This is a genomic window from Novacetimonas maltaceti, assembly GCF_002906255.1.
GTDB classification, from domain to species: domain Bacteria; phylum Pseudomonadota; class Alphaproteobacteria; order Acetobacterales; family Acetobacteraceae; genus Novacetimonas; species Novacetimonas maltaceti.
On the sequence record NZ_POTC01000065.1, the window covers coordinates 1 to 12435 of the forward strand.

The following is a 12435-nucleotide window of genomic DNA, read 5'->3' on the forward strand; positions in this document are numbered from 1 at the left end:
CGGGAAAGCCGCTCTTCAACATCAAAAAAACCAGGCTGCTTCATATCGCCATTCCCTCAATCAACGCAGAAGAAATAGAATCATACAGAAGACCTCAAAACCAGGGGGTTTTTAGAACCCTCCACCTTTGATCCCGGTCAGCCCCTGGCTGCTCGTGTGCGGGTGGGCATGTCCGTCGAGGTCCGCATCGATACGTCCTCAACGCCGGAAGGCAGCAAGGCCAGGGACGCGCGCTATGTCTGGCAGTAAGACGACGATCGCCACCGTGCGTCTATTACGTTCTCGCTTGGCCGCATGGCTGGCTCTCGGCCTACCCATAGCAGGATGCACGGTCGGACCTGATTACCATAAATCATCACCGGCCTCGCCAACATCCTGGCATCAGAGTGTCGTGTCCGCTGAAAGTCATCCGGTACAGGCGCCGCTCGATCCGGAATGGTGGAACATCTATAATGATCCCGTCCTGACCGCACTTGAACAGCAGGTGGCGGGAGCCAATCTTGACCTGCGTGCAGCAGCCTATCGCTTCGCCGAGAGCATGGCGGAGCGCAGGATTGCGAGCGCTGCCCAGTTCCCGCACGCTGAAGCCAATGCCTCCTATGCGCGGGAGCGGGCCAGTCCCAATGGTGTGCTGGGTCTGCTTGGCACCATGGAAGAGCAGGGTGCAGGGTCAATCGCGAGTGGAACGCAGGGATTCGGTCCCACACGCCTTCCGGGGGCCGCAGGCGCTTCATCCTTCAACCTGCCGCAATATGGTATGAATGCCTCGTGGGAAGTGGATTTCTGGGGTCATGTCCGCCGACAGGTCGAGGCTGCGACAGCGGCCATGCGCGCGACCGAGGATATGCGGCGCGACGTGCTGGTATCGCTCATGGCGGAAACCGCGCAGGACTACCTCGAACTGCGGGGGGTGCAGGCCCAGATCGGGATTGTCGAAAATAACATAGGGATCGCGCGCCATAGCGTGCAACTAACGACTTTACGTTTTACTCAAGGGGCGGCGACCCGCCTGGATGTCGCAGATTCCACGGGCCAACTGTACAGTTTTGAATCCCGTCTTCCCGTTCTGAAAAGCCAGGAAGTGCATCTGATCAACGCGCTGAGTTTTCTGGTTGCACGCGAGCCGGGTGCTCTCACGGCGCAGCTTGGTAAACCTGCGCCGGTTCCGCCCGTGCCAGTGTCTGTGCCGGTTGGCCTGCCGTCCGAGCTGGCCGAACGGCGGCCGGACATCCGTATGGCTGAGGAGCGTTTGCACGCCGCGACGGCCAATATCGGTGTGGCCATCGCCGACTTCTTCCCACGTGTCACGCTGTCGGGAAGTCTGGATGTGCAGGCGCTCCAGTTCAGCGGGCTGGGGTCATGGGCATCGCGACAGTACGGGTTCGGACCGACAGCGACACTACCGATCTTCGAAGGTGGCCGACTGACGGGGCAGCTCCGCCTGCGCAAGGCGCAGCAGAGGGAGGCCGCTGTCATGCTTCAGCGCACAGTCCTGAAAGCCTGGCAGGAAATCGACGACGCCATGGCTGATCTCTCGGCGGCGCAGAACCAGAGGGATCGTCTCGCTGAAGCCGTCAAGGAAAACCAGATCGCCGTGCAAACGGCTCAGGCCCAGTATGTGCAAGGATCGTCCGACTTCCTGAACGTCCTGACCTTGCAGAATGCGCTTCTGGCGACCCAGAACCAGCTTGTGCAGGCCACAACCAACGTCTCCACCTCGGCGGCTCGTCTCTACCGTGCGCTCGGTGGGGGATGGGAGCGGCGGTTCCCGGTTGAGGGGCGCCGTTATGCGGCAGGCTCGTCATCAGCGGCAAAGGGGAAATCATGATCATACTTCGTGCCGCCAGGGATATGGGGACGGTCACGCAACCTGGCGTGGTCATTCGCTGTCATTTCTCTTTCGCGGAATACCGCAATCCAGCTCACGTCCACTGGGGGCAGATTCGTGCAATCAATACCGCTGTCTTCGAGCCGTTTGCCGAATTCCGGCTGGGAGAAGAGGAAGCGCGAGATATTGTCACAATTGTTCTCAAAGGCAATTTTTTTGCCGAAGTTGGCGGTCAGGCACCGCATCAGCTTCAAGAGGGCGATATCCATTTGCTCAGTGCAGGGCAGGGAATTCAGGAGGCGAAATGGTGGGCCGCCAGTCCGGACTCTTCGTTCGTGCAGGTATGGCTGCTGCCGGACGAAGAGGGCGGGGTGCCGGAGAGTGTGGTTCATCACCGTCCGGTTCGGCATGGGCAAAATGCGCTCGCCATTCTGGCGAGCGGCTTCGCCGAGGATTCACCAGAAGACACCGATAGCGGACAAGCAGACGAACCAGTTCCGCTTCGTGCGTCTGCGCGGATCATGGGTATGATCCTGCAGTCGGGAGTTACGACGCACTACACCACAGGAGCGGGACGGCTGCTTTACCTCATCGTGCTTTCGGGCACGATAAAGATCAATGATCAGCCTATCAGTAGCGGGGCGGGTGCGGCAATTTATAACGAAATAGAGGTAAGACTTCAGGGCGAGACCAATCCCACCATCCTGTTGATTGATACGGCCTGAAGACCTGAGTGTTTTCATGGGACACGTTAAAGTGATAGTTCGTTCAGAAACAAGTTGATTCATAAAGATAGGGGAATTTTGGGGTAGGACTACCAACGTGGGGCGCTATATATACAGACTCATCGGTTCGTGAAGTTCCGGTAACTTCGGTCAGCACGTCCCGAACAACTGACCCCGCTTATGGATCTATATTTTCGGGAGTACAGAATAATGAAGACAACTCGTATCCCTCATCGAAGCATGTATTACGGTACGCCGGTCGCCTTGGTCTGTACGCAGAACAGCGACGGCTCGGAAAATCTGACGCCCATGTCGTCATCCTGGTCCCTCAGGGACTTCGTAGTGCTTGGCTTAGGATGTGCGTCTCAGGCTATGGAAAATTTACGTCATCGGCCTCGACTGACGGTAAACCTTCCTTCTGCAGATATGTGGGAATCAATTGAGCGTATTGCAGTGTTTACAGGGAAAAATCCCGTTCCTGACCATAAAGCAACACACTTCTCTTATTGTCGGGACAAGTTTGAGGCTGCAGGGCTGACGCGGCTCACATCAACCGAAGGGGGTCCGTCACGCGTTGCCGAGTGTCCGATCCAGATTGAGGCCGTCGTGAATACAGTGACCGACGTTTCGGATAATCCAGAAGGGTTCTCCGTTATCATCGCAAAAGCCGTCGCGATGCATGCTGCGGTCGGGATCCTTGATGAAACGTCTGGTCAGATTGATCCGGTAAAATGGGATCCTCTTATATTCAGTTACAAGACTTATCACGGTGTCGGATCTGAATTGGGTCGTATGGCCCGTGTCATAAGATCCTGAAGGGATCGCGCAGTGAGGTTTATTGTCACCCCGGCATTAGAATATCAGAACATAAAGATATCGTTCCAAATCTCGTAACTGACTGATTTTATATCTGACTTCAAAAAGGTGTTCTGTCGCCAGCTTACGGACGTCTTTACTCGCGCGATGCTCACCTGATTGAAGCATAATCGCCCTGACTTCATGTGGCACGACCGTTGGATACTGGTTCTTGCCACTGTGGTCCTTGCTCTGTGTTGGGAACAGAGCGGTATTTGTGCCCCCGCTTGCTATGCGGCAGCGCAAGACTCGGTCCAGGAAGAGGAAACGGCGCATACTTTAGGCGATATTACGCACCCTCGGCCTCATGGTACCATAGGTGACGCCTATTTTTCGAACAGACCGTACCGTCTGTAATTTCTGAATAGGAGGTAAGCAATCACAGATCCGAAGGCAAACACCTAGGGATTTCTAACACCATCCACGTCTGACAGGCTCTAATTTAAATACCAAGCTTCCTCCACACACCTCGCAATGTTCAGTCGAGCCAATTCCTCAAGATGTGACAACAGTGTGAGGCGGACGGCCTCGTGTTTATGCTTGTCAGCTAGTCTGTAGGCACGCAGCGCGAGTGCATCGAGCGTTAAAGGCCTCTTGGTTAATAACGCCCGGATTTCGTCTAGACGCTCAATACGACGGCACAATAGTGCTCTAACGACCAACTGCGGTTCATGAAGCGGTGGCCCATGCGCCGGAAGCAAAAGGGCGTCTTTACGTGACAGCACAAGTTTTAGGCTCTCCATATATAGCCTAAGATTTCCCTCAGGAGCCGGAGGTACAACGGATGTCGACCACCCCATTATATGATCACCGGTAAAAAGAACGCCATTTTGCGTAGCAAAACAGATATGATCTAGTGTATGACCCGGAGTGCCTATGGCTTGAAGGCCCCCAATGACGTCTCCGTCTTCCAGCCGAATTATCTCCAACTGTTCATTTGCAAGACTGTTCTTGTGAACAGCAACCGGAGCTCCCGTCTGTTCCTGAAGCTCCCGTGCGCCTCCGTAATGATCGGCATGCCAATGGGTAATCAAAATATACTCAATATTCCCTCCTGTCGCATTAAGTATTGAATTGATATGTCCGGGATGATCGCTTCCTGGATCAATTACAATTGTACCTGTCTCGGTCTGAATAAGCCACGTGTTAGTTCCATGATAAGTCATAGGACCGCAGTCCGTGGTCACGATGCGCCGTATTCCTGTCGTAACACACAGTGGCTCACCCTTCGGCGGAGGAGGCTCATAGACTTTCCATGCATTTCTATTTGACATGATACATGATGCTCCGTAGCACATAAATATCAATTAACGTCCAAGAAACTGCTTTCCGAGGTACGGGCATCATCCCCTATGCCGAAAAGCTACACATTATTATTCATGCAACTACGTTGCGACACCAACCTATACATAAAATTTCAACAAAAAAACCGTAAGAAATTACAGTATTTTTTTTGTCCATCCATGTGGCATCCTCGTTAACGATGGGCGCGGAAGGAGGCAGCGTCAGCATTAATGCTATAGTGCTGCCGAACCCTTTCTCAGCGCCTCCATAACGAGCGAAACGTACGATACGTGGAGTACTTTGCCATGGCAGATTGGTCGATCGATAACCCACATGCTGGCGTTGCGCGCATACGCATCACGCGAGGTGCCCGACGTAACAGTTTCACCAGTCGGCTTCTGCACGAGCTTGCTGAAAAAATAGAAGTATTGTCAGGATCGCCCGATATCAAAGTCCTTATTCTTTGTGGAGAAGAAACGTGTTTTTCGTCAGGTCATGATCTTCACGACCTCGGTATGGTTGAAGGGCATGATACCAGAGACTTTGGGCTTGTCGTTATTGAAGACTATCTGCCACTAATTTCTGTCCTGAACAAATTTAACGGAGCAACCATATGTGCGGCCCGTGGCATGGTTGTTGGCTCAGCAGTAGGAGTTATGCTTGCGTGCGACATCGTATTACTTGGGGATACATGTCAGATCAGCCTTCCATTTTCGCGTCTTCACCTAATCCCTGATGGTGGACTGACATATTTTCTGACCCGAGCCATTGGAAGGGTCCGAGCGCTTGGTATGGCGCTTACCGGTCAGCCCCTGTCCGCGCACGAAGCAGCAGAAGCTGGGATGGCCTGGAAAGTCCGCGATGATAACGAGGTCGACGGTTTTGCTATTACTCTGGCGGAGAAGCTCTCATTAGTAGATAACCAAGCTCTTGCAGCAACGCGCAAACTAATTGACGGATCTTATAACGGTGACCTTGAAGCGGCTATTCTAAAAGAAGCCGTCGGCCAGAAAATACGACAGCAGTCTACTGCAACATGCCAGGCTATAGATGCGTTCGTAAACAAACCAAAGAAAAAACATTCGTAGTGGGCCGGAGGCTACCATGAACGTTGACTCTCCTTCCGTCAGCCAGCGCGACGAGCAACGCCTGCTGCATGTCTCACGCGATGAGCTTCTCGATCACCAGTCACGACGACTTCGCAATATTGTGTCGTGGGCCTACGAACGAGTCCCCTATTATCGAGGGATGTTTCAAGAACACGGCATAGGGCCGCAAGACATTCGCGATATTGAGGATCTTACTAAACTACCTCTTCTTACGAAGGACGCCTTTCGTGCGACCTATCCATTTGGACTATTCGCTGTACCGCAAAGTCAGCTAACACGCATCCATGCCTCATCAGGCACAACTGGAAAGCCAACTGTCGTAGGCTATACCGCTGAGGACTTGTCCACGTGGGCCAACCTGATGGCGAGATCGTTGACGGTTGCCGGCGCGCGCCGAGGTGATACTGTTCAAATCGCTTTCAATTATGGGCTATTCACAGGCGGGCTTGGCGCACATTACGGGGCCGAAGCTGCTGGGTGCGTAGTAGTGCCTGCATCAACTGGCAATACAGACCGTCAGGTTGATTTAATTCTAGATTTGGGACCAAAGGTCATACTCTGCACACCAAGCTATCTTCGCGTGCTTCTAACCGCGATGGCTGCTCGTGGAATCACGAAAGAACAATGTTCACTGAAGGTGGCAGTGCTAGGAGCGGAGCAATGGTCGGAAAACTTTCGTAACCGGATAATTACCGACTTCCCATATAATATCACACCCGTAAATATTTATGGTCTATCTGAAATAATGGTCCCAGGGGTCGCCTGTGAAAACGGAGAAACCTTGGATGGGCTGACACTATGGGAAGACCATTTTCTGGCTGAAATCATCGATCCGAAAACTTTGCGTCCGGTTCCATCGGGCGAACTCGGTGAATTGGTAATTACCTGCTTAACGAAGGAAGCCCTACCAATTGTGCGGTATCGAACAGGCGATCTCACCCGTCTATTGCCGCCAACTTGGTCTACGTTTCAAAGGATCGATCGCATTTCGGGGCGTGCGGACGACATGTTTATCGTCAGGGGGCTGAATATCTTTCCGAGTACCATAGAAGAAATTATCTGCCAGTTTCCAGAGTTAGGTACTGACTACCAGATACATCTATCGCGGCCAATGCACCTTGATGAAATGGAGCTTCACTGTGAGTCATCCTACCCTCTTGCTTCTGCAACTTCTACGAATGACATTGCTGATAGGCTTACAAAACTCGTACAGATGAAAACCGGAGTAAGCTCGAAAGTAAAGATCTGCGCGCCTGGCATTCTCGCAAATCTCGGCGGCTCTAAGGTCAAGCGTATTTTCGATAGCCGCATGGGAAAAATCTAGTGTGCTCAGCTTTCGATTGAGACCCGCATCGCTACATGAGGGAATTCTGTCATGACTATTAATCAACTTTCTAACTTGCCGAATAAATCAGTTATGTCACCTCTCGACGAGCCCTCAATGGCCAATGTGTCCGACATCCAAATTCAGAGCAAGGAGGACGTGTTCGACGCTTATGTCGCACACGGCGGGAGAGTGGAAGCAAGTCACTGGATGCCAGATGCATACCGTAAGACCTTAATAAGGCAAGTGAGTCAACACGCCCATTCAGAGATAGTGGGAATGTTACCCGAAGCAAATTGGCTAATTTCTGCACCGTCACTTGAGCGAAAGCAAATATTAATCGCGAAGGTGCAGGATGAGGCCGGGCACGGGCTTTATCTCTATTCCGTAGCAGAAACCCTCGGGGCAAAGCGAAAGGACCTAACCGACGCGCTTATTGACGGGCGTGCTAAGTATAGCTCCGTGTTTAATTACCCTTCGTTGACGTGGGCAGACGTTGGTACAATCGGGTGGCTTGTAGACGGGGCAGCTATTCTTAATCAAGTCACTCTCTGTGAAACGTCGTATGGCCCATATGCGCGTGCGATGATCAGAATATGCCGCGAGGAATCCTTTCACCAACGTCAGGGATTCGAAGCTCTCTATCGGATGTTTGCCGAGGGAACTGACGCCCAACGATCCATGATCCAGGATTCTATAAACCGTTGGTGGGCTCCTTCTCTTATGATGTTCGGACCACCAGACACAGACAGTAATAACAGTGCGCAGTCGATGAAATGGGGGATAAAAATTAAGACGAATGACACGCTTCGGCAGGAATTCGTCAACACGATTGCAAAACAATCTCGGATCATCGGCGTCACAATACCGGATCCGAGTCTGAAATGGTGTCCCGTTTCCGGAAATTACGTATTTACCCAACCAGATTGGGAGGAGTTCTACGAAGTCATTGGCGGCAGGGGAATGTGTAACCAGGATCGACTGGAAAATATACGACGCGCGCGTGACGATAATGAGTGGGTAATGGATGCCGCAGAGAAATACGAGGCGCAGCAGGGTAATTATGCGGCAGGAGATCCGAACCATGCCTGAATTATGGGAAGTGTTTATCCGCCCAAAAAATGGAATCGATTTTCGCCATTGTGGCAGTGTCCGCGCAGCCGACCCAGAATTAGCTCTTCAGGCCGCAAGAGATCTCTATACGCGTCGTCAGGAGGCTATCGCGATTTGGGTCGTAAAGTCGAAAAATATCCATGCGCTAGATCCTGACATCCGGGACGTTTATTTCGCCTCGGCTGACGAGCATCCCGAACGTTACGCTGGATATTACTCTCTCCCCGAGGGCGTCGAAGATATCTAGGAGAACGGCTGTGCTTGAAGACAAAAAAAATCAGTTGCCGAAGAGCGCTGCGTTTACACTGACACTGGCCGACAGTTGTTTCATTCAAACCCAGCGTCTTTGTCAATGGTGTGGGCAAGCACCATCTCTGGAAGAGGAAATGGCAATCTCGAATATTGCTTTGGACACACTCAGCTATGCAAGGTATCTATACCAAGAGACGATCAACCGAGTAGAACTTCCCGAGACGCCAGATACGCTGGTTTTTAAGCGCGATGCCCGACAATATCGAAATTTTCGGTTTATTGAGCTTCCGCAATATTCTTTTGCTGATCTGGTATTGAGGAATCTAATTTTTTCCTCGTTTCTGCAAAATATGTTTCAACGCAACAAGATTGCCGATGAGAAGTTCTATTCATTTTCAGAAAAGGCCATTGTGGAAATCCAGTACCACGTCGACCATGCTCACAACTGGATACGCCGTTTGTCCGTTGGCACGGCCATTGCGAAACAACGGATCCAATCCGCTTTAGATATCGTCTGGCCCCACACAAGAGAACTATCCTTGTTCTCAGAAGAGTTTGATGTCACAGATCACCTACAATCACAAACTCGGTGTTCGTGGCATCATCGTGCAACTGATTTGTTGCGTGAGGTTGGCCTTGCCTTGCCCTCTCTGCCTGACAGGTACAGGTGTGGATACGACGGCTATCATACAGAACACCTTGGGCGCCTGATTTCAGAAACCCAGTCGGTTTATCGGGAATTTCCTGGAGGAATCTGGTGATGACCGGTGTAACGCACGAATTTAAGTCTAGCCATTGGAGCTCGGCGCAATCTGCCGAGAGAGTTTGGCAGATACTTTCAGATGTTCGCGATCCCGAACTTCAAGTCGTTTCTGTTGTCGAACTGGGCATGATTGCCGACGTAACGATTAACGAAATGGGATCAGTGCATGTCGGCCTCAAACCGAGTTATCTTGGCTGTCCCGCCTTACGTTATATAGAAGAATCCATCATTCGTGCCTTAAATTCGGCTGGTATACCCTCAGCAGTAGTTCATAGAGTGCTTTCTCCCGGATGGTCTCCATCGGACATCAGTGAGGCTGGGGCAGAGAAACTTCGGGCGGAGGGTATTCACATATCATCCCCAAGCACCGTTCCGGCACAAAAACATCCAAGGGAGCAATCACTAGCACCAAAGTGTCCCGCATGCGGGAGCGATAATCTTATCATAACTTCGTCCTTTGGAGCCTCCCCCTGTCTTCAAATGGCTCGGTGTGAGGTGTGCGGTGAACCGCAGGCGGTCTTTCGTTGCAGATAAGAATGCCGTTGGATCTTGATAGGAGCAGTAGTGATGACGCGAATGACAACCACGATCGTCCAGGAGGCGGTAAGAGAAGCGGAAAATTCGATTCAATTTTCTCTCGACCCACAGCATCTACCGTTTTCGATGAATGCGGTACGCCCAGGTCATTTCGTTACTATTCGTAAATTGGGGGCAAATTCGACGCAAGGGAGATCCTATTCGGTCGCAAGTGGCATAGGTGACGACAAGGTGACCTTTGGTATTCGTGCAAGCGGACGGGCAGGGGTATCTACTTCCCTCGTCGAAGAAATTAGATCTGGATACAAACTCGAGGTGTCTAACTTACTGGGCAATGTTCTCGCAACTGACTATGAAATACAAAACGCGAGAGAGGTATTAGCAATCTGTGCGGGGAGCGGCATTACTCCTGCAATGAGCTTAATGAAATCGGTATTTAAAAGTAACCCATATGCAAATATTACTCTACTCTACATTAATCGCTCGCCACAGACCGTGATGTTTCTGGATGCACTCTGTTCATTGAAGGATATTTATAACAGCCGTTTCTCCATTTTGAACCGATTTACGCGTACCGGCTATGACGATGGAAAAGATATCCGCCAGGGGCGAATTACCGAGCCTGCAATTCAAGCGCTAGTAAAGGCTTGTGTGCATCCGGAAGCGTTGCCCGACATTGCGGTGACCTGTTGCCCTCCCGCGCTCCACAGTCCGTTCGAAACGGAACTCCTTGCTGCGGGCATCCCTGCTTCGGCAGTCCGCACTGAAGGATTTGGTGGTTCAACGCTCACGGTCAAGGACGAAAAAGATGCTAGCCGAGCAGAGTCGGGAAGCGAGGTTGTCGTAACGGTCCTGCATGGAGGCATCCAGTATATCGTCCCAGTGGACCCTAATGGTGAGACACTGCTACAGGCAGCCCTTCGTGCGGGGGTGGTTCTGCCGCATTCATGTAGGACCGGTGTTTGTAAAACATGTCGTGCGGTGGTGACACATTCGGAGGAAGATTATCATACCACGCACCAAGGAGTGGACGTTGTGCTGGCATGCCAATACCGCCCTACTGCTTCCTGCACTGTCTCGTGTGATGATGCACTGGGAATCCGTCAATCGTTAGCATGAAGTTAGAGAAACATTTATCTGGCGGGTTCGAAAAACCCCTATTTAAGGCTTTTTGTCCGCAACAATATCAATGAGTTATGATTTCATAATCGACTCAAAAGAGGGTTTTTCGAACCCTCCATCTTATATCTTGCGAGGAGTCTCCAATGCATCCCTTCGAAATACCCTTCTCAGAAATCTCGCAACTTGTGGAATTCACCACTCATGGCCGCACACTTACCGAAACCGATATCGTGATGTTTTCTGGTATTTCTGGAGATTATTTCTACCTGCATACAGATGAGATGGCCTCTAAAAAAACCGTGTTCAATGGACGTATCGCCCACGGATACTTAATATTGGCCATCATTTCGGGACTAATTAGTTTGCCGCGTCAGGGGAGCGTCGTCGTAAATTATGGAATTGATAGACTACGCTTTCTCAAGCCTGTCGTTCCAGGTAACACATTGCGTGCAAAAATGAGATGCGTTGGCACAGAACAGAAGGCGCGTCGTAAAGGGCTCCCCTCGGGAGGTGTTGTTACATGGGAGGTCACTGCTCTCAACGAGGAAAATGCTGAAGTTATGTCAATGAATATGCTTACCTACGTTAGCGACGAATTTGCGTCAGGCTGCAACGCAGGGTCCTCTGATTAGTCTTCCTCGAAATACTGGTAATATTAACAGTAGATCGGAATCACGTGGTTTGTGAAACTGCCATACTATAAGTGCCATCCTAGTCGATTCTGGCGTCTTTTCTGGGCACTTCGGAGAAAAACAATGGCTACATCCTTCCAGACAAGAATTCCCGTCCGTTATAGGGATACGGACTCAATGGGGCATGTTAGCAGTCCTGTGTACTATGATTATCTTCAGCATGCTTATCTTGAATACATGTTCGCACTACTCGGCCTTCCCCGCTCCGAAAAACTACCGCAGATCATGGTTAAGACATCTTGTGAATACGTAGCTCCGGCATTCTTCGGGGATGTCCTTATCATCGAAAGCAAGGTCACGGGCTTCGGGAACAAAAGTTTCGAAATGGAGCACATCTTTTATAAAGATACGGATGAACGCCCTGTCATCGCCCGTACTTATTCCAAACATGTCATGTTCGATTATGACCGAAACACAACTGTCCCCGTAAGTGCGGAATTTCGAGACGAAGTTAACGCTTTCCAAGATGCGGTCGAGTTAACGGTGTGACGTGAAAGGGAAGCGTCATGGAGTGGCAAGGGAACGGACAGTCAATCTACGACCGTTACAAACGTCTGGGCATCAAGCTTAGGACAAGGGACGGTATAGCCCCCCATCAATTTGATCAAGACGGGTGGGATGCCCTGCGCGAAGAAGGGCTCTGGGAGTTGATCTGCCCTGAAGGTAGAAAAGCAGACAATAGCTGCTGGTGGCAATTTACTGCGGCGCTAGCAGCCTGTCGGGTTGGGCATTTTGCGGCTGATAACGCCAAGGCTGACCTGGCTTATGCTGCCTGAAGCCGCGCCATTCTTTTACAGTTGTATGCGAGAGCAACGAGTGTCCATTCGGTCG

The 12435-nt window shown here is 51.3% G+C and carries 13 protein-coding genes and 1 pseudogene; 13 read left to right on the plus strand and 1 reads right to left on the minus strand.

Annotation, left to right across the window (positions count from 1 at the left end; genetic code table 11):
* Positions 1–123: 123 nt before the first annotated feature.
* The 4 genes and pseudogenes from KMAL_RS17695 to KMAL_RS14625 form a co-directional block, all read left to right on the plus strand.
* Positions 124–249: pseudogene (locus KMAL_RS17695) on the plus strand (HlyD family secretion protein); the annotation flags it as partial.
* The gene (locus KMAL_RS14615; RefSeq protein ID WP_014106202.1) at positions 236–1828 is read left to right on the plus strand and encodes an efflux transporter outer membrane subunit; all 1593 of its coding nucleotides are present in this window, start codon (positions 236–238) and stop codon (positions 1826–1828) included. The pseudogene KMAL_RS17695 and the gene KMAL_RS14615, both read left to right, overlap by 14 nt.
* Positions 1825–2553 (plus strand): pirin family protein, encoded by a 729-nt coding sequence (locus tag KMAL_RS14620; RefSeq protein ID WP_014106203.1) that lies wholly within the window; start codon positions 1825–1827, stop codon positions 2551–2553. Before KMAL_RS14615 ends, KMAL_RS14620 begins: the two co-directional genes overlap by 4 nt.
* A 210-nt stretch (positions 2554–2763) precedes the next feature.
* The gene (locus tag KMAL_RS14625; protein ID WP_035373518.1) at positions 2764–3369 is read left to right on the plus strand and encodes a flavin reductase family protein; all 606 of its coding nucleotides are present in this window, start codon (positions 2764–2766) and stop codon (positions 3367–3369) included.
* Positions 3370–3845: 476 nt separating this feature from the next.
* Here KMAL_RS14625 and KMAL_RS14630 read toward each other — a convergent pair whose 3' ends face one another.
* Entirely contained in the window at positions 3846–4595 is a 750-nt protein-coding gene (locus KMAL_RS14630; RefSeq protein ID WP_158309234.1) for an MBL fold metallo-hydrolase, read from the minus strand.
* A gap of 402 nt (positions 4596–4997) precedes the next feature.
* Between KMAL_RS14630 and KMAL_RS14635 the strand changes: the two genes are divergently transcribed.
* From KMAL_RS14635 to KMAL_RS14675, 9 genes are all read left to right on the plus strand, one after another.
* Complete coding sequence (locus tag KMAL_RS14635) at positions 4998–5780, plus strand: enoyl-CoA hydratase/isomerase family protein (protein ID WP_014106206.1); 783 nt, start codon at positions 4998–5000, stop codon at positions 5778–5780.
* 16 nt (positions 5781–5796) lie between these two features.
* Positions 5797–7125, plus strand: coding sequence for a phenylacetate--CoA ligase family protein (locus KMAL_RS14640; protein ID WP_110096315.1), 1329 nt, complete (start codon positions 5797–5799; stop codon positions 7123–7125).
* A gap of 51 nt (positions 7126–7176) precedes the next feature.
* Positions 7177–8217 (plus strand): 1,2-phenylacetyl-CoA epoxidase subunit PaaA, encoded by a 1041-nt coding sequence (gene paaA / locus KMAL_RS14645; protein ID WP_014106208.1) that lies wholly within the window; start codon positions 7177–7179, stop codon positions 8215–8217.
* On the plus strand, positions 8210–8485 hold the full coding sequence (gene paaB / locus KMAL_RS14650; RefSeq protein ID WP_014106209.1) for a 1,2-phenylacetyl-CoA epoxidase subunit PaaB: 276 nt from the start codon (positions 8210–8212) through the stop codon (positions 8483–8485). The genes paaA and paaB overlap by 8 nt, the downstream gene beginning before the upstream one ends.
* A 10-nt stretch (positions 8486–8495) precedes the next feature.
* On the plus strand, positions 8496–9251 hold the full coding sequence (paaC, locus tag KMAL_RS14655; protein WP_014106210.1) for a 1,2-phenylacetyl-CoA epoxidase subunit PaaC: 756 nt from the start codon (positions 8496–8498) through the stop codon (positions 9249–9251).
* Positions 9251–9787 carry a 1,2-phenylacetyl-CoA epoxidase subunit PaaD gene (gene paaD / locus KMAL_RS17930; protein WP_081477903.1) on the plus strand — a complete coding sequence of 179 codons (537 nt, stop codon included), beginning with the start codon at positions 9251–9253 and terminating at the stop codon, positions 9785–9787. The genes paaC and paaD overlap by 1 nt, the downstream gene beginning before the upstream one ends.
* A gap of 42 nt (positions 9788–9829) precedes the next feature.
* On the plus strand, positions 9830–10909 hold the full coding sequence (locus tag KMAL_RS14665; protein WP_158309235.1) for a 2Fe-2S iron-sulfur cluster-binding protein: 1080 nt from the start codon (positions 9830–9832) through the stop codon (positions 10907–10909).
* A 146-nt stretch (positions 10910–11055) separates the two neighbouring features.
* Positions 11056–11544 carry a MaoC family dehydratase gene (locus tag KMAL_RS14670; protein WP_014106213.1) on the plus strand — a complete coding sequence of 163 codons (489 nt, stop codon included), beginning with the start codon at positions 11056–11058 and terminating at the stop codon, positions 11542–11544.
* 123 nt (positions 11545–11667) lie between these two features.
* A complete protein-coding gene (locus tag KMAL_RS14675; protein ID WP_041247394.1) occupies positions 11668–12093 on the plus strand; it encodes an acyl-CoA thioesterase in 426 nt (141 codons plus the stop codon).
* Positions 12094–12435: the final 342 nt, after the last annotated feature.